Source organism: Stenotrophomonas sp. YAU14D1_LEIMI4_1 (assembly GCF_003086815.1).
In the GTDB taxonomy this organism is placed as follows: Bacteria; Pseudomonadota; Gammaproteobacteria; order Xanthomonadales; family Xanthomonadaceae; genus Stenotrophomonas.
Genome location: NZ_CP025997.1, coordinates 1,934,359 through 1,950,749 on the forward strand (window position 1 = coordinate 1,934,359; position 16,391 = coordinate 1,950,749).

Below are 16,391 nucleotides of genomic sequence, written 5' to 3' on the forward strand. Positions count from 1 at the left end.
CTGTCGTACCGATATCCAATCGGCGCTTGCTCACATCAATCCCGATCCCGTTCATTGCCCGACTCCGTATAGTCTGGAAGGGTCGACAGCTCCCCCGCTTGCCCAGTCTTATCGCTTCGAGTGTCCAGCTCCAGCAACTGTTCGGGCGGATCAAGGGAGAATCCGGCGTGGGCGCCAAGCTCCATGGCGATCGTCGAGATCCAGGCTCATACGGCGGCCCACGCCGGCTCTCGGCACCTACGCTGCCAGATTTCCGTCAGATAAGGCTCGTAGGCGCCTTGCTCGCGCGCGCAATCCTGCGCGCCCGGCAAGACCGGGGTTGGGCGTCCTGCCCAACCCGCCCGAGGCATGCCTCGGGCCCATGGCGCCTGCGGTCCTGCCCACCCACACCGCCCGGCCACGGACAGGTTGCGTGCGCGCCAGCCACGGAGTGAAGAAGGAAGAGCGGAAAGCGGGTCGCGGCGCTGCGCTTGCTCGCAGCCGAGCATGGCTCGGCTCTACAGGGGCATCGTTTGCCGGACAGAGTTCATCCACGCATGGCGTGGATCTACCACAGAAGCATTTCCCGGACAGAGTTCATCCACGCGTGGCGCGGATCTACCACAGAAGCATTTCCCAGGCAGCGTTCATCCACGCATGCCGTGGATCATCCGGACGCGCCGGGAGACTGTCAGGGGTGGGGCGGATTGGGTTCGCGGGGGTATCCGCGCCATGGATGGCGCGGCTAAGCCTCCAGGGACGGATTCACGGCGTCCCCCGCGAACCCAACCCGCCCCGCCAAACCAGCACACCCGCACTTGCCGTTGCTCTGGCTTCAAGCGGGGGTGCAGGGCCGCAGGCCCTGCAAGCAAAACAACCCCTTACTTGCCCCGCAGGCGGCTGTGCTTGAAGCCGTAGCCGAAATAGATCACGAAGCCGACTACGGTCCACACGCCCATCAGCATCCAGTTGTGCAGCGTCATCGCCGACAGCAGTGCCAGGCAGCTGATCACGCCCAGGCTGCAGACCAGCCAGGCCGCCGGAATGCGGAACGGGCGCGGCAGGTCCGGCTGGGTGCGGCGCAGGATCAGCACGCCGGCACACACCGCGGCGAAGGCAATCAGCGTACCCATCGAGGTCAGCTCGCCCAGGATATCCAGCGGGAACAGCGCCGCCAGCAGGGCGATGCCGATGCCGGTGATGACCGTATTGATGTGCGGGGTGCGGTACTTCGGGTGGATCTTGGTGAACACCGGCGGCAGCAGGCCGTCGCGGCCCATGATCATGAAGATGCGCGGCTGGCCGATCACCATCACCAGCACCACCGAGGCCAGGCCGATCAGGGCGCCCACTTCCACCACCCAGCGCAGCCAGCCCAGCTGCGGATGCGCAGCCACGGCGGTCACCACCGGTTCGTCGGTGCCCAGCAGCTGGAACGGCACCAGGCCGGTCATGACCGCGGCCATGGCGATGTACAGCACGGTGCAGATCACCAGCGACAGCATCATGCCGATCGGCATGTCGCGTTGCGGGCGGTGCGATTCCTGCGCGGCCACCGACACGGCCTCGAAGCCGATGTAGGCGAAGAAGACCATGGCCGCGCCGCGCAGCACGCCTTCCATGCCGTACTTGCCCGGGCCTTCGTTGGCCGGAATGAACGGGGTCCAGTTGCTGGTGTCCACGTACTTCCAGCCGACCACGATCACCAGCACGATCAGGCCGGTCTTGAGGATGACCATGGCCATGTTCATCGCCGAGGACTTGCTGATGCCCACGTAGCACAGCCAGGTGAGCAGCAGCACCAGGATGGCGGCGGGAATGTTGGCGATCGCACCGGTCGGCCGCAGCTGCGCATCCAGTGGGGCGCTGACCAGCGCGGCCGGTAGATGGATGTCGAACTGGCTGAGGAAGCTGAGGAAGTAGCCGGTCCAGCTGACCGCCACCGCCGAGGCCGACACGCCGTATTCCAGCACCAGCATCCAGCCGATGAACCAGGCCGAGAGCTCGCCGAAGGTGGCGTACGTGTAGGTGTAGGCGCTGCCGGACACCGGCACCATCGCGGCGAATTCGGCATAGGCCAGGGCGCAGAACGCGCAGCAGATCGCGGCCAGCACGAACGACAGCATGATGGCCGGGCCGGCGTGGTTGGCCGCGGCCTGGCCGGTGATGACGAAGATGCCGCCGCCGATCACCGCGCCGATGCCCAACGCGGTCAGGCCCCAGGGGCCCAGGTGGCGGCGCAGGCTCAGCCCGTTGGCGTCTTCATGGGCGGCATGCGGATGCTTGGTGGCCCACAGTTGCTTGAACATGTGTGTCGGTCTTGTCGAAGCGCCGTTCGAGGCGGCGCGGGGGAAAACGGACGGGCCGGCGCAGGGCCGGCCCGTAGGGGGATCAGGGCGACTTGGCCAGCTTGCTGTTGCGCATGCCGTAACCCAGGTAGATCAGCATGCCCAGCACGGTCCAGCCGACGAACAGGTGCCAATGCACCACGAACGCCTGCCAGAACAGGAACAGGCAGGTGGCCGCACCCAGCGGGCAGATGATCCACACCGCCGGCACGCGGAACGGGCGATGCAGTTCCGGGCGGCTGTAGCGCAGCACCAGCACGCCGATGCAGACGGTGGCGAAGGCCAGCAGGGTGCCCATCGACACCAGTTCGCCCAGCACGTTCAGCGGCACCAGGCCGGCCAGCGCGGCGGCGATGACGCCGACCACGATCGTGGCCCAGTAGGGCGTGCGGAAGCGGGCATGCACCTTGCCGAAGAACTTCGGCAGCAGGCCGTCGCGCGAGATCGTGTAGGCGATGCGGGTCTGGCCCATCATCATCACCAGCACCACCGAGGACAGGCCGGCGATGGCGCCGATCTCGACGAAGGTCTTCAGCCAGGCCAGGGTCGGGTAGGGCTCCAGCGCGGTAGCCACCGGCTTGTCGGTGCCCAGCAGGTGGTAGGGCATCATGCCGGTCAGCACCGCACAGACGATGATGTAGACCACGGTGCACACGGCCAGCGAACCGAGCAGGCCGATCGGCATGTTGCGCTGCGGGTCCTTGGTTTCGCCGGCGGCGGTGGAGACCGCATCGAAGCCGATGTAGGCGAAGAACACGATGGTGGCCGCGCGGAAGATGCCACTCCAGCCGAACTCACCCGGCACGCCGGTGTTTTCCGGAATGAACGGCTGCCAGTTGGCCGGGTCGACATGGGCCGCGCCGATGCCGATGAACAGGCAGATGACGGTGACCTTGATCGCCACGATGATCGCGTTGACGAACGCGGACTGGGTCACGCCCACGTACAGCAGGCCCGACACGGCCGCCACGATCAGCACCGCCGGCAGGTTGAACAGCTTGCCCGACGATACGAATTCGCTGCCGGTCCAGGCGATGGGCGCGGCGCTGAGCAGGTCCGGGAACGGCATGTGCAGGGTGGTGGTGATGAAGCTGATCAGGTAGGCCGACCAGCCCACGGCCACCGAGGCCGAGGCGAACAGGTATTCCAGCACCAGGCACCAGCCGATGAACCAGGCCATGCCTTCGCCCAGGGTGGCGTAGGAATAGGAATAGGCGCTGCCGGACACCGGCATCATCGCGGCGAATTCGGCGTAGCACAGGCCCGCCAGGGCACAGGCGAAGCCGGCCAGCACGAACGACAGCATCACCGCCGGGCCGGCGTGGTTGGCCGCGGCCTGGCCGGTGAGCACGAAGATACCTGCGCCGATCACCGCACCTACGCCCAGCAGGATGAGGTGTTTAGCCGTGAGGGTCCGTTTCAACGTGGCTTCGCCGTCCAGGCTGCCTTCGATGGGTTCGCCAGCATCGACGTGCCCGGCCGGTTGTACCGGCTTGACCCTCAACAGAGCTTTCAGCATGCAGAACTTTCCTGATGATCGGATTGGGAGGGCTGCCGATACGTTGCCGGCGGCCTGGAATGGTGAAGGCCGTGCGAACGGCCCGCTGTACCTTAGCCAAAGCTGAAGCCACCGCACAAGCGCAATCGCAACAATGAACGGCGATAATGGCCGATGTTTTCCAGGCCGCCCCGCATTCATGAACGAATCCGTGCAATCCCTTGCCGTGCTTGATGATCGGCTGCGCAGCCTGCTGCAGGAATATGCCGGCCGCGAGCCGTCCCACGGCGAACTGGCTGCCGAATTCGGCACACTGCTGGACAATCCGGAAGATCCGTTCCGTCGCGAGCGCCTGGCCGGGCATTTCACCGCCAGCTGCTGGCTGGTCAGCGCCGATGGCCAGCGCGTGCTGCTGACCCATCACCGCAAGCTGCAGCGCTGGCTGCAGCTGGGCGGGCATGCCGATGGTGACCGCGACTTGGCCCAAGTAGCGCTGAAGGAAGGCGAGGAAGAGTCGGGCCTGACCGGCCTGGTGCTGGAAGACCCGGCCATCTTCGACCTGGACAAGCACTGGATTCCCGAACGCAAGGAGGTGCCGGGGCATTGGCACTACGACGTGCGTTTCGTGATCCGTGCGCTGGGCGGCGAAGCCTTCGTGCTGAGCGAGGAATCGCTGGCGCTGGCCTGGCGGCCGGTGGTCGAGGTGGCGGCAGATCCGGCATCGGACGAATCGATGCAGCGCATGGCCCGCCGCTGGCTGGCACGTTGATGCATTCCGCCGGGCATGGCCCGGCGCAACTGGTAGATCCACGCCATGCGTGGATAACGCGGTGCCAGGGTCAATAGAGAATGCGGGTGCGCAGGGTGCCCGGGATCGCAGCCAGCTCGTCACGCACCGCACCGGCCTGTTCCTCGCTGGCGGTGATGTCGATCACCACGTAGCCCACCTTCGGGTCGGTACGCAGGAACTGGCCGTCGATGTTCACGTTGTGGCGCGAGAAGATCTCGTTCACCTTGGACAGCACGCCCGGCACGTTCTGGTGGATGTGCAGCAGGCGCAGGCTGTCGGCATGCTCGGGCAGGGTCACTTCCGGGAAGTTGACCGCCGACAGGGTGCTGCCGTTGTCGCTGTAGCGAACCAGCTTGGCCGCCACTTCCACGCCGATGTTGTCCTGCGCTTCCAGCGTACTGCCGCCCACGTGCGGGGTCAGGATCACGTTGTCGTGGCGGGTGAGGGGCGATTCGAAGATATCGCCGTTGCCCTTCGGCTCGACCGGGAATACGTCCAGCGCTGCGCCACCAATGTGGCCGCTGGCCAGGGCGGCATCCAGCGCATCGATATCGACCACGGTGCCGCGTGCGGCATTGATCACGTGTGCGCCCTTGCGCATCTTTGCCAGTTCGGTGCTGCCGATCATCCACTGCGTGGACGCGGTTTCCGGCACGTGCAGGGTGATGATGTCGGCGCGCGCCAGCAGGTCATCCAAGCTGGCCGCGGCGCGGGCATTGCCCAGCGCCAGCTTGGTTTCCACATCGTGGAAGATCACCTGCATGCCCAGCGATTCGGCCAGCACGCCCACCTGGGTGCCGATATGGCCGTAGCCGATGATGCCCAGGGTCTTGCCGCGCACCTCGTGGCTGCCGCTGGCCGACTTCGACCAGCCGCCGCGGTGGCATTCGGCGTTCTTCTGCGGAATGCCGCGGGTCAGCATGATCGCCTCGGCAATCACCAGTTCGGCCACGCTGCGGGTATTGGAATAGGGGGCGTTGAACACCGGGATGCCGGCCAGCTCGGCCGCTTCCAGGTCCACCTGGTTGGTGCCGATGCAGAAGCAGCCCACCGCGATCAGGCGCTTGGCCTCGGCCAGCACCTCGGCGCTGAGCTGGGTGCGCGAGCGGATGCCGACGATGTGCGCCTCGGCGATGCGCGCCTTCAGTTCGTCTTCGGGCAGGGCCTTGCTGTGGGCCTCGATCTGGCTGTAGCCGGCGGCGGTGAACACCTCCACGGCGGTCTGGCTGACCCCCTCCAGCAACAGCACGCGGATATCCTGCTTGGGGAACGAGGTCTTCTTCGGCGACATGGGACGGCACGGCCAGTGGGACAGGGGCCGCCCACTATGCCAGATCGCCGCCGCCATGGTGCAGTGCGGAAATGGTTGCATTCGAACCTATCGCCGCGTGCCGACGGGACTGGACGCCCGCCCGCACCGCTGGCACGCTTGCCCGTTCTTCACGCACCGCGCTGGACCGACATGACCGATTCCCGCATCGCCTCGCTGCAGCAGGCCTGTCCTGGCCTGAAGCTGAAGACCGAGCCTGCCGACCTGGAGCATTACGGCCGCGACTGGACCCGGCGCTGGATCCCGGCACCGCTGGCCATCGCCCTGCCGGCAACGGTGGAGGAGGTGCAGGCGGTGATGCGCTGGAGCGCGGCCGAAGGCGTGGCCGTGGTGCCCTCCGGTGGCCGCACGGGGCTGTCCGGCGGCGCGGTGGCGGCCAACGGCGAGCTGGTACTCAGCCTGGAACGCATGAACAAGGCGCTGGCCTACGATGCCGTGGACCGTACCCTGGTGGTGCAGGCCGGCATGCCGCTGGAAGCGCTGCACAACGCCGCGCTGGAACACGGCCTGATCTACCCCGTGGATTTTGCCGCGCGCGGTTCGTGCTCGATCGGCGGCAACATCGCCACCAATGCCGGCGGCATCCGCGTGATCCGTTACGGCAACACCCGCGAGTGGATCGCCGGCCTGAAGGTGGTGACCGCCAGCGGCGAGCTGCTGGAGCTCAACAAGGGCCTGATCAAGAACTCCAGCGGTTATGACTTCCGCCAGCTGCTGATCGGTTCGGAAGGCACGCTGGGCGTGATCGTGGAAGCCACCGTGAAGCTGACCGACCCGCCGCCGGCCAGCAACGTGATGCTGCTGGCGGTGCCCAGCTTCGACGTGCTGATGCAGGTGTTCGCCGCGTTCCGCGCGCGCCTGCAGCTGCAGGCGTTTGAATTCTTCACCGACCGGGCGCTGGAACACGTGCTGGCGCACGGGGCGCAGGCACCGTTTGACGAAGTACACCCGTACTACGTGGTGACCGAGTTCGCGGCCAATGACGAGGCGCAGGAAGCCGCGGCGATGGCGGCCTTCGAGGACTGCATGGGCAATGGCTGGGTCAGCGACGGCGTGATCAGTGCCAGCGATGCCCAAGCGGCCCAGCTATGGCGCTTGCGCGAGGGCATCACTGAAGCGCTGGCGCGCTACAAGCCGTACAAGAACGATGTGTCGGTGCGCATTTCGGCCATGCCGGCGTTCCTGGCCGAAACCCAGGGGCTGATCGGCCAGGCCTACCCGCATTTCGACGTGGTCTGGTTCGGCCATATCGGCGATGGCAACCTGCATATCAACGTGCTCAAGCCCGATGACACCAGCGATGCCGATTTCGTAACGCAGTGCGAGCACGTGACCAAGCTGCTGGCGCAGGTGCTGGCCCGCTTCGATGGCAGCATTTCCGCCGAGCACGGCATTGGCCTGGTCAAGAAGGGCTACCTGGACAGCACCCGTGGCCCGGCCGAGATCGCGCTGATGAAGGCGGTCAAGCGCGCCTTCGATCCGGAAGCACGGCTGAATCCCGGCAAGCTGTTCGACGTCTGAGTCGCACATCTTCTTCACGATGCCGTTACGCTTCACCCATTCCCACTGCGAACCGCACACCATGATCCGATCCGCGCTGATGCTTGCCCTGCTGTCCCTGCCGCTGGCCGGCTTCGCTTCCAGCTTCGCCGGCACCTCGGCCGGTTCGGCCACTGGCGCCTCGTCCGGTTCGTCCGGCAGCAGTTCCGGTGATGACAAGGTGGTGCTGGCCGCGCGTGATGATGCGGCGGCCTTCGTGGCCACCGATGGCCAGATCCGTGGTGCGCGCCTGCAGGCGGCGCTGGTGCACCTGCGCGAGCAGGATGCCGGTGCGCAGCAGCAGAGCGATCTGGAACTGGCGCGGGCACTGCTGGCCCGTTGATGCGGGCGCAATGAGCTCGGCCACCAGCGTCGCCGGGCATGGCCCGGCGCTACTGTGGCGCGCTGCGGGAGCGGTCGGGATTGCCGTGATGGCATGGCTGGCGGCGCCGGCCGCGCAGGCCGCCGACCGCCTGCAACTCGACCCGGCCGGGCTGACCGCCGCGCAACAGCACACCGCGCAGCAGACCCTGGACGATGTGCAGGCCTTGCTGCCCGCCGGCCTGCTGCAGGCACTGCCAGAGCAGGTGCAGGTGGGCTGGCGTACCGACCTGCCGTCGCACGTGCATGGCCGTGCATTTGCCGGCGGCATCGCGCTGCGCCGCGCGCTGCTGGATGTCAGTGCGCCGGGCGCACGCCGCGCGCGGCGCAGTGCGCTGGTGCACGAGCTGGTGCACGTGGCCGATCGCACAGACGGGCAATGGTCACGCGGCGCGCGTTGGCGTGACCTGGCCGGCTGGCAGCGGCGGCCCTGGCACCTGGGGCGGGGTGGCAACGCGTTCACCGATCGCAGCCCGGATGCCTACGAGCGCCACAGCGCGGCCGAGTACCTGGCGGTGAACGCCGAATACTTCGTGCTGGACGCAGACTACGGCTGCCGACGCCCGGCGCTGGCGCAGTGGTATCGCGCCCACTTCGGCGTGCCGCCATCGCTGCCCGAGCCGCAGTGCCCGGTGCAGCTGCCACTGATGCAGGCCGACGACGAAGAAGGCGCGGCCTCGCTGCTGCGCCTGGACCCGGCGCGGGTGTACGCGGTGGACTATCTGTTTGCCGAGGGCAGTGCGCAGCCGATGAGCCGCTGGGGCCACAGCATGCTGCGCCTGGTGATCTGTCGCCCGGGCCGCGCGCTTGGCCCCGATTGCCGTCTGGATCTGGCCTACCACCGCGTGCTGTCGTTCCGCGCGTTCGTGGGGGATGTGCAGATTTCCAACTGGCGCGGGCTGACCGGCGGTTACCCTTCGCGTCTGTTCGTGCTGCCGTTGCAGCAGGTAGTGGAGGAGTACACCAAGGTGGAGCTGCGCGGCCTGCAGTCACTGCCGCTGCACCTGGACCGCGACGAGATCGCCAGTCTGCTGGAGCGGACCGCGCAGGTGCACTGGAGCTACGACGGCCGCTATTTCTTCGTCAGCAACAACTGTGCGGTGGAAACCGCAAAGCTGCTGCAGTCGGGCGTGCCACGCCTGGGCCAGGCGGGCCTGGCGCAGCTGACGCCGCGTGGCCTGCGCAAGCGCCTGGTGCGCTTGCAGGCGCTGGATGAAACGGTACTGGCCGACCGCGCGTCGGCACAGGCGCAGGGCTATTACTTTGCATCCGCACGCGACCATTACCAGCAGTTGTTCGCGGTGGCGGCCACGCAGCTCGATCTGCCGGCAGACACGGTGTCGGGCTGGTTGAAGCTGGCGCCGGAACAGCGTGGGCACTGGCTGCAGCGTGGCGACATGCGCGCCACCGCCGCCCTGCTGTTGCTGGAACAAGCGGCGCAGCGCCGGGCCGAACTGCGCGCGCGCGACGTGCTGAAGCGACGTCTGCTGGCGGCACCTGACAGTGCGGCCACCGCGGACCTGCGCAGCCTGCTGCAGCAGAGTGGGCAGTGGCTGCGTCCGGGAGCGTTGCTGCCGGGGGGAGGCTATGGTCTGCCGCTTGACGACGAACAGGCCGCGCTGGCACGCGAGGTCGCGCAGGCCAGTGCGCAATCGGTGCCGGCCTGGCAGGCGCTGCGCCTGCAGCTGCGCCCGCAGCTGCCGCCGAAGCAGCGCCAGCAGATGGATGCGATCGATGCCAACCTGGCCGTGCTGTCCACGCGGCTGCGCGAGCAGGCCGCGCCTGCGGGCGACCCTGCCTGAACCGTGCGTCAGTTCGCAGGACCCGGTTTCAGTGCCCGTTTACAGCGCAGTGGTAGGGTCAGGGTTCCTGCAGTTGCGACAAGGAGCCACGCCATGCGTGCAGTTTCCGCCTTGATGGCCGTCTCCCTCTCCGCCGTGCTGGCCGCCTGCCAGCCCGCGCGCCCCACCTCCAGTGCATCTCCGGAAGCCAGTGCATCCCCGGAAGCGCCCGCATCGGGCACGACTGCGGGCAGCGAGCCTGTTTTCCGCGCGACCGGCAATGAGCCGGGCTGGTTGGCCGTTGTCGGCGGACCGGCGCCGGGTCTGCAGGTTGAAGTGGATTACGGCCAGCGTCGTTTCCAGGTGCCGGCGCCGACCGAAGGTGCCGATGGCTGGGTGGGCAAGGCTGCCGACGGCACCGATATCAAGCTCAGCTTCCAGCGCACGCCCTGCCAAGACGACATGAGCGGGCAGGATCTCGAGGCCACGGCGATGCTGACCGTGGGCACCCGGCAGTATCACGGCTGCGGCCGCTTCGCCTCGCCCGCCCCGTAACGTCGTGCTTGCTCGACGGCTTCTACCGCACGCGAAGTCGAGCAAGCTCGCCGCTACGAAAAGCGGTGCCGCGCGGCCATGCCCGGCGCAACGATCGGCGGTAGCGCCGGGCCATGCCCGGCGCAGGGCGCTCAGTCGGCGCGGCCGGCGAATTCGCCGGTGGTGGTGTTCACCAGCACGCGCTCACCGTTGCTGATGTATTCCGGCACCATGATTTCCAAGCCGGTGTTCAGCTTGGCCGGCTTCGGGCGCTTGGTGGCGGTGCCGCCCTTCAGTTCCGGTGGGGTTTCCACCACTTCCAAGGTCACGTTCTGCGGCAGCTGGATCGCCACCGGCAGTTCGTCGATCACCTGCACGTAGATGCCGTTCAGGCCATCGGTGATGTAGCCGGCGTCGTCGCCGATCACATCGGCATCCAGGGTGTACGGGGTGTAATCCTCGTCATCCAGGAACACGAAGGCATCGCCATCCTTGTACGAATAGGTGGACTGGCGGCGCAGCAGTTCCACTTCGACCAGGTTGTCATCGGCATCGAAGCTGGCATCGAGCTTGTTGCCGCCCGGCACGCTGTACATGATGAAACGGAAGCGCACGTTGCCGCCGCGGCCCTGCGGCGAGCTGCGTTCGATGTCGCGGATCTGGTACACGCCGTTGTTGTACTCGACGACGTTGCCCTTCTTGATGTCGTTGGCTTTCATGGTGTTCTAGGTCGGTTGGGGGAGGGCGCCATCCCGGCGCCCGGGGGGAATCACTTCGGAGCGAGGCGGGTAGCGCCGTCCAGGCGGATGGTCTCGCCGTTGAGGTAGGTGTTGCCGATGATGTGGCCGACCAGGCTGGCGAAGTCTTCTGGCTTGCCCAGGCGCGAGGGGAACGGGATCGAAGCGGCCAGCGACTGCTGCACGGCCTCGGGCATGCCGTCCACCATGGGCGTCCAGAACACGCCGGGGGCGATGGTGTTCACTCGGATGCCGAAGCGCGACAGTTCGCGGGCCATCGGCAGGGTCATGGCGACCACGCCGCCCTTGCTGGCCGAGTAGGCGGCCTGGCCGATCTGGCCTTCGTAGGCGGCCACGCTGGCAGTGTTGATGATCAGGCCGCGTTCGCCGTCATCGCCGGCCGGGTTGTGCTGCATGCGGTTGGCGGCGGCCTTGGCCACGTTGAAGCTGCCCACCAGGTTGACCATCACCGTGCCCTGGAAGTTGGCCAGCGGCATCGGCGCTTCTTTGCCCAGCACACGGCCGGCCCCGAGGATGCCGGCGCAGTTCATGGCCAGGTTCAGCCCGGCCAGGAAGTCATGTGCCTGGTCGATGGCGGCGGCCACGGCCGCTTCATCGCTGACATTGACGTTGAAGTAGCGGGCCTTGTCGGCGCCCAGCGCGGCGACCGCGGCGGCGCCCTTATCGTCGTTCAGATCGAACAGGGCGACCTTGCCACCGTGGGCCACCAGGTGTTCGGCCACGGCCAGGCCCAGGCCGGAAACGCCGCCAGTGATCACGGCACGTACGGAAGACAGCTGCATTGCACGGTCCTGCAGGTTCAAGAACCGCCGATTCTAACGGAAGGTGCGGCGTGCGCTGTTGTGCGGTGCTGCAAAGGCGGGCGGTGGCCGGGCGGCGCTGCGGGAACATCCGTCGAGCAAGCTCGACGCTACAAAGCCGCCGATGCGCGGGCCAGGTGGCGCTCGAACTCGCTGGGCTCCAGCCCGTGGGCGAACAGGAAGCCCTGGCCGACGGTCACCCCCAGGTCGAGCAGGCACTGGCGCTGGGCCTCGTTTTCCACGCCTTCGGCCACCACGCCAAGGCCCAAGCTGCGGGCGATCGCGCAGACCGCCTCGCATACCGCCACGTCCGAGCGGTTGCGTGGAATGCCTTCCACGAACAGCTGGCTGAGCTTGAGGCCATGGATCGGCAACCGGCGCAGGTAGTTCAGTGCGCTGTAGCCTTCGCCAAAATCGTCGATGGTCAGCATCACCCCCATCTCGCGCAGGCGGGCGAAGGTGCGCAGGGTGTCGGGCGCATCCTCGATCAGCACCCGCTCGGTGAATTCCAGCTCCAGCGCGGTGCCGGGCAGTTCGAATTCGTCCAGCAGGCTGCGCACGTTGCGCGCCAGGTCGTCGCCGGTGAACTGGCGGTAGGACACGTTCACCGCCACCCGCAACACGCCCACGCCGTCGTCGCGCCACTGCCGCACCTGGCGGCAGGCCTCGCGCAGGGCCCAGTGGCCGATGCGCACGATGTCGCCGGTGTGTTCGGCATGGCGGATGAACAGGTCCGGGCGCATTTCCCCCAGCTGGCTGTTCTGCCAGCGCATCAGCGCCTCGCAGCCAATGGTGGCGCCGGTGCGCAGGTTCACCTGCGGCTGGTAGACCAGGCGGAACTCATCGCCATCCAGCGCCTTGTGCAGGCGGCTTTCGATCTGCAGGCGGTCGTTCTGGCGCTCGGCCAGTTCCTGCGAAAACACCTGCCAGCCGTTGCGGGTGCGGCGCTTGCACTCGTACATGGCGGTGTCGGCATTCTGGATGAGCTGCTGCGGCCGGTCGCCATCCTGCGGAGCGCAGGCAATGCCGATGCTGGCCGTCACCGGGAACTCGTCGCTGCCCAGCTGGAAGGGCGGCACAAAGGCGGTGATGATGCGCTCGGCCAGTTGTTCGGCCTGGTCGGGCTGGTCGCGCAGATCGCAGATGACCAGGAATTCGTCGCCACCAAACCGCGCCAGCAGGCCCTCGGTGCCGATCGCACGGGCGATGCGCTGGGTGGCTTCGATCAGCAGCTCGTCGCCGGCGTTGTGGCCCAGCAGGTCGTTGACCACCTTGAAGCGGTCCAGGTCGATGTACAGCACCGCCACCCGGTCGTGGCCGGGGCTGGCCATGCGCACATCCAGGTCGCTCAGTACCGCATCGCGGTTCATGATGCCGGTCAGCGGATCGGTGCGTGCCTGCACGCGCAGGGTTTCCTCGGCCTGCTTGCGCTCGGTGATGTCCTGCAGGGTGCCGGCGATGCGAGCGGCATCGACATCGCCGGTAGAGACCTCGCCGATCATGCGGATCCAGAACGAATGGCCATCGCGGCGCTGCCCCTGCAGCTCCAGCCCGAAGCTGCTGCGGTGCTCGATGGTGTCGGCCAGCGCCTGCTGCAGGGCCGCACGGTCATCGCTGCGCAGGCAGTCCAGCAGGTCGGGCATGTCCTGCACGTCATTGGGCTGGCCGACGATGTGGCGCGCCTCGTCGGTCAGGTACAGGCGCTGCAGGCCGCGGTCCCATTCCCAGCCGCCGATATGGGCCAGCGACTGCGCGCGTGAGAACAGCAGGCTGTTGCGCTTCAGTTCGGTGATGTCGCTGAACATCGCATACACATGCCCGGCCTCGTCGCAGCCACTGCTGAACACCGGTACGTTGGTGCACGACAGCCACAACATGCGCCCGCGCGGGCGGTGGTACAGGCCGATCACGGTGCTGCGGATCACCCGCCCGGCCTGGAAGCAGCGGTTGGTCGGCCACATCGCCGCCGGCAGTGGCTGGCCGTGTTCGTCCACCACGATCCACGCTTCGGGGTCCAGCAGCGAATGCAGGCCGGTGCCATCGCCGGCCAGGCCCAGGATGCGGTGCGCGGCCGGGTTGGCCGACAGGGCGTTGAGGTTGCGATCAAACAGGATCACGCCCTTGTCGATCGATTCCATCAGCAGCCGGTAGCGCGATTCGGCGCGCCAGCGACCACTGAGGTCGCGCGCCACCGCCACGATGCAGCGCTCGCCACGGTCGCTGAAGCCGGCCGAGTGCACTTCCACCGGGAAGCGGCTGCCATCACCGCGCATGTTGGTCACTTCGATGACGTAGGTGTCACCGCGGTTCAATGCCTCCCAGACCGGCTCCAGATGGTCGCTGGGCAGGTCCGGGTTCAGCAGTTCGATGGGCTGGCCGACGATTGCGTCGCGCGGGCGGTCATAGGCCTGGATGCCGGCCCGGTTCACATCCAGCACCACGCCTTCGGCACTAAGGATGCTGACCGGGTCGGGCACCGCGTCGAACAGGGCGGTGTAGCGCGATTGATGGTCCTGGGCGCGCTGGCGCTCGTCCAGCAGGGCCTGGCGGGCCTGTTTCAGCAGTGCGGCCTGCGCGGGCGGCGGGGTGGCGGCCAGCGCGCTGTCCAGTGCGGCCAGGGCGACGTCGGTTGCGGCGGATGGTTCGCCGAGGGCCGGACGGTCGCGCGGGCCGCGGGCGGTCATGTGGCCGCCAATGCCTGGCCGGTGCGGCTGGCAGTGGTGCGGCCCAGCAGCCCGGCCAGCCAGCGGCCGGTGGCGGCCAGGGCATCCAGATCCACCCCGCTTTCCAGGCCCAGGCCGCGCAGCAGGTAGACCACGTCTTCGCTGGCCACGTTGCCGCTGGCACCCTTGGCATAGGGGCAGCCGCCGGCGCCGGACACCGCGCTGTCGACCACGCGCACGCCTTCTTCCAGGCAGGTGGCGATGTTGGCGATGGCCTGGCCATAGGTGTCGTGGAAGTGCACGGCCAGCGCGGACATGGGAATTTCGGCGGCTACCGCCTGCAGCATGGCGCGGGCCTTGTGCGGGGTGCCGACGCCGATGGTGTCGCCCAGCGAGATTTCGTAGCAGCCCATGCGGTGCAGTGCGCGGGCCACCCACACCACGTCGGCCAGCGGCACCTCGCCCTGGTAGGGGCAGCCGAGCACTGTGGACACATAGCCGCGCACGCGCACGCCGTCGATCTGGGCGCGGCGCAGGATCGGCTGGAAGCGGGCCAGCGATTCGTCGATGCCGGCATTGGTGTTCTTGCGGTTGAATGTTTCCGATGCGGCGGTGAAGACCGCCACTTCCTGCGCGCCCGCCGCCACGGCACGGTCATAGCCCTGCTCGTTGGGCACTAGCACCGGGTAGGCCACGCCGGGGCGGCGGCTGATGCCGGTGAAGACCTCGGTCGCATCGGCCAGCTGCGGTACCCAGCGCGGGCTGACGAAGCTGGTGGCTTCGATGGTGCGCAGGCCGGTGGCCGACAGGCGATCGATCAGGGCGATCTTGTCGGCGGTGGACACGGCCTGCTGTTCGTTCTGCAGTCCGTCGCGCGGGCCGACTTCGACGATGCGTACGAAATCGTTCATGCGCGTGCCCCGACAGTGCCCAGTGCAGGGCTGGTGTCATCGGCAGCAATGGGGCAGGGCAGCGGGAATCGGATCACGTCGGGTCCTGGGGAAACGGGGCAGCCGGTTGTTCCGGCTGCCAGAGGGGATACGCAGGCCGCCCATATGACCGGCCACGCGGTGTGGGTAGCGTGCAGGAAACAGCTCAGGCTTCGGTGACCCAGTGTGGCGCACGTTTGTCCAGGAAGGCGCCCAAGCCCTCCTGGCCTTCGGCCGATACCCGCAGGCGGGCGATCAGGCTGGCATTGTCATGGTCCAGGCGGTCGCGGTCGCGGCTCTCGCAGACCTGGCGGACCAGTTGCTTGGCCGACGCCGCGGCGATCGGGCCGGCCTTGTCCAGCAGGGCCAACTGGCGCTGCAGGGCGTCGTTCAGGCGGTCCGGTTCCACCAGCTGGTGGACCAGGCCGATGCGCAGGGCGGTGTCGGCGTCGAAGTGCTCGCCGGTGGCGAACCAGCGCCGCGCCTGGCGGGCGCCGATGGCCTGGATCACGTAGGGCGAAATGACCGCCGGCAGAAGGCCCAGCCGGCTTTCGGTCAGGCCGAAGCGGGCGCTGGTGCTGGCCAGGGCGATATCGCAGCAGGCCACTAGGCCCACCCCGCCACCGAAGGCGGCGCCGTGCACCCGCGCCAGGGTCGGCTTGGGCAGCTCGTCCAGGGTGCGCATCAGCCGTGCCAGGGCCAGCGCATCGTCGCGGTTTTCCGCTTCGCTGGCCGCGGCCATGCCGCGCATCCACTGCAGGTCGGCACCGGCCGAGAACGAAGCGCCATGGCCGGCCAGCACCACCACCCGTACCCCGTCATCGCGGCCCGCTTCCTCCAGCGCCGTGGTCAGCTGTGCGATCAGCCCGGCGTCGAAGGCGTTGTGCAGGGTCGGCCGGTTCAGCCAGAGGGTCAGGGTGGCGCCAGTGCGCTCGATCTGCAAAGCATCGTTCATGGGAATCCAGGGTCACTTCATACCTGTATGGATCATAGCGGGCCATTGGTCATGGGCCATGACGCGACGCGGGAATGTTAGAATCGAGAACCATTTACATCCAGCA

13 protein-coding genes are annotated in these 16,391 nt (G+C 67.6%); 5 read left to right on the plus strand and 8 right to left on the minus strand.

Annotated features, from left to right (window positions below; all coding sequences use genetic code 11):
• Nucleotides 1–860: 860 nt before the first annotated feature.
• Together C1932_RS08990 and C1932_RS08995 are read right to left on the minus strand one after the other, a co-directional pair.
• Nucleotides 861–2,288, minus strand: a complete 1,428-nt coding sequence (locus C1932_RS08990) for an amino acid permease (protein ID WP_108752963.1) — start codon at nucleotides 2,286–2,288, stop codon at nucleotides 861–863.
• Between the two features lie 82 nt (nucleotides 2,289–2,370).
• Nucleotides 2,371–3,846, minus strand: a complete 1,476-nt coding sequence (locus C1932_RS08995; protein WP_108749481.1) for an amino acid permease — start codon at nucleotides 3,844–3,846, stop codon at nucleotides 2,371–2,373.
• A gap of 133 nt (nucleotides 3,847–3,979) precedes the next feature.
• On the opposite strand from C1932_RS08995, the gene C1932_RS09000 reads away from it, so the two are divergent.
• Nucleotides 3,980–4,594 carry an NUDIX hydrolase gene (locus tag C1932_RS09000; RefSeq protein ID WP_108761887.1) on the plus strand — a complete coding sequence of 205 codons (615 nt, stop codon included), beginning with the start codon at nucleotides 3,980–3,982 and terminating at the stop codon, nucleotides 4,592–4,594.
• A gap of 70 nt (nucleotides 4,595–4,664) precedes the next feature.
• Here C1932_RS09000 and serA read toward each other — a convergent pair whose 3' ends face one another.
• Entirely contained in the window at nucleotides 4,665–5,906 is a 1,242-nt protein-coding gene (gene serA, locus C1932_RS09005; RefSeq protein ID WP_108761888.1) for a phosphoglycerate dehydrogenase, read from the minus strand.
• 171 nt (nucleotides 5,907–6,077) lie between these two features.
• Between serA and C1932_RS09010 the strand changes: the two genes are divergently transcribed.
• The 4 genes from C1932_RS09010 (at nucleotide 6,078) to C1932_RS09025 (ending at nucleotide 10,201) form a co-directional block, all read left to right on the plus strand.
• A complete protein-coding gene (locus tag C1932_RS09010; RefSeq protein ID WP_108761889.1) occupies nucleotides 6,078–7,466 on the plus strand; it encodes an FAD-binding oxidoreductase in 1,389 nt (462 codons plus the stop codon).
• A 61-nt stretch (nucleotides 7,467–7,527) separates the two neighbouring features.
• Nucleotides 7,528–7,827: a DUF2388 domain-containing protein gene (locus C1932_RS09015; RefSeq protein ID WP_108756073.1), complete on the plus strand. Its 300-nt coding sequence runs from the start codon at nucleotides 7,528–7,530 to the stop codon at nucleotides 7,825–7,827.
• A gap of 10 nt (nucleotides 7,828–7,837) precedes the next feature.
• Entirely contained in the window at nucleotides 7,838–9,667 is a 1,830-nt protein-coding gene (locus tag C1932_RS09020; RefSeq protein ID WP_108761890.1) for a DUF4105 domain-containing protein, read from the plus strand.
• A gap of 93 nt (nucleotides 9,668–9,760) precedes the next feature.
• A complete protein-coding gene (locus tag C1932_RS09025) occupies nucleotides 9,761–10,201 on the plus strand; it encodes a hypothetical protein (RefSeq protein WP_108761891.1) in 441 nt (146 codons plus the stop codon).
• Nucleotides 10,202–10,332: 131 nt separating this feature from the next.
• Here C1932_RS09025 and yeiP read toward each other — a convergent pair whose 3' ends face one another.
• The 5 genes from yeiP to C1932_RS09050 form a co-directional block, all read right to left on the minus strand.
• Nucleotides 10,333–10,899, minus strand: a complete 567-nt coding sequence (gene yeiP, locus C1932_RS09030) for an elongation factor P-like protein YeiP (RefSeq protein WP_108749488.1) — start codon at nucleotides 10,897–10,899, stop codon at nucleotides 10,333–10,335.
• A gap of 50 nt (nucleotides 10,900–10,949) precedes the next feature.
• Entirely contained in the window at nucleotides 10,950–11,720 is a 771-nt protein-coding gene (locus C1932_RS09035) for an SDR family NAD(P)-dependent oxidoreductase (protein WP_108763405.1), read from the minus strand.
• Between the two features lie 128 nt (nucleotides 11,721–11,848).
• Nucleotides 11,849–14,422 carry an EAL domain-containing protein gene (locus C1932_RS09040; RefSeq protein ID WP_108761892.1) on the minus strand — a complete coding sequence of 858 codons (2,574 nt, stop codon included), beginning with the start codon at nucleotides 14,420–14,422 and terminating at the stop codon, nucleotides 11,849–11,851.
• The gene (locus C1932_RS09045; protein ID WP_108761893.1) at nucleotides 14,419–15,312 is read right to left on the minus strand and encodes a hydroxymethylglutaryl-CoA lyase; all 894 of its coding nucleotides are present in this window, start codon (nucleotides 15,310–15,312) and stop codon (nucleotides 14,419–14,421) included. The genes C1932_RS09040 and C1932_RS09045 overlap by 4 nt, the downstream gene beginning before the upstream one ends.
• Nucleotides 15,313–15,496: 184 nt before the next feature.
• Entirely contained in the window at nucleotides 15,497–16,285 is a 789-nt protein-coding gene (locus C1932_RS09050; protein ID WP_108761894.1) for an enoyl-CoA hydratase/isomerase family protein, read from the minus strand.
• Nucleotides 16,286–16,391 lie beyond the last annotated feature (106 nt).

What these genes read in the sequence shown, in the direction of transcription:
- C1932_RS08990 (WP_108752963.1), bottom strand. Translation starts at nt 2,288, where the DNA reads ATGTTCAAGCAACTGTGGGCCACCAAGCATCCGCATGCCGCCCATGAA.
- C1932_RS08995 (WP_108749481.1), bottom strand. Translation starts at nt 3,846, where the DNA reads ATGCTGAAAGCTCTGTTGAGGGTCAAGCCGGTACAACCGGCCGGGCAC.
- C1932_RS09000 (WP_108761887.1), top strand. Translation starts at nt 3,980, where the DNA reads ATGAACGGCGATAATGGCCGATGTTTTCCAGGCCGCCCCGCATTCATG.
- serA (WP_108761888.1), bottom strand. Translation starts at nt 5,906, where the DNA reads ATGTCGCCGAAGAAGACCTCGTTCCCCAAGCAGGATATCCGCGTGCTG.
- C1932_RS09010 (WP_108761889.1), top strand. Translation starts at nt 6,078, where the DNA reads ATGACCGATTCCCGCATCGCCTCGCTGCAGCAGGCCTGTCCTGGCCTG.
- C1932_RS09015 (WP_108756073.1), top strand. Translation starts at nt 7,528, where the DNA reads ATGATCCGATCCGCGCTGATGCTTGCCCTGCTGTCCCTGCCGCTGGCC.
- C1932_RS09020 (WP_108761890.1), top strand. Translation starts at nt 7,838, where the DNA reads ATGAGCTCGGCCACCAGCGTCGCCGGGCATGGCCCGGCGCTACTGTGG.
- C1932_RS09025 (WP_108761891.1), top strand. Translation starts at nt 9,761, where the DNA reads ATGCGTGCAGTTTCCGCCTTGATGGCCGTCTCCCTCTCCGCCGTGCTG.
- yeiP (WP_108749488.1), bottom strand. Translation starts at nt 10,899, where the DNA reads ATGAAAGCCAACGACATCAAGAAGGGCAACGTCGTCGAGTACAACAAC.
- C1932_RS09035 (WP_108763405.1), bottom strand. Translation starts at nt 11,720, where the DNA reads ATGCAGCTGTCTTCCGTACGTGCCGTGATCACTGGCGGCGTTTCCGGC.
- C1932_RS09040 (WP_108761892.1), bottom strand. Translation starts at nt 14,422, where the DNA reads ATGACCGCCCGCGGCCCGCGCGACCGTCCGGCCCTCGGCGAACCATCC.
- C1932_RS09045 (WP_108761893.1), bottom strand. Translation starts at nt 15,312, where the DNA reads ATGAACGATTTCGTACGCATCGTCGAAGTCGGCCCGCGCGACGGACTG.
- C1932_RS09050 (WP_108761894.1), bottom strand. Translation starts at nt 16,285, where the DNA reads ATGAACGATGCTTTGCAGATCGAGCGCACTGGCGCCACCCTGACCCTC.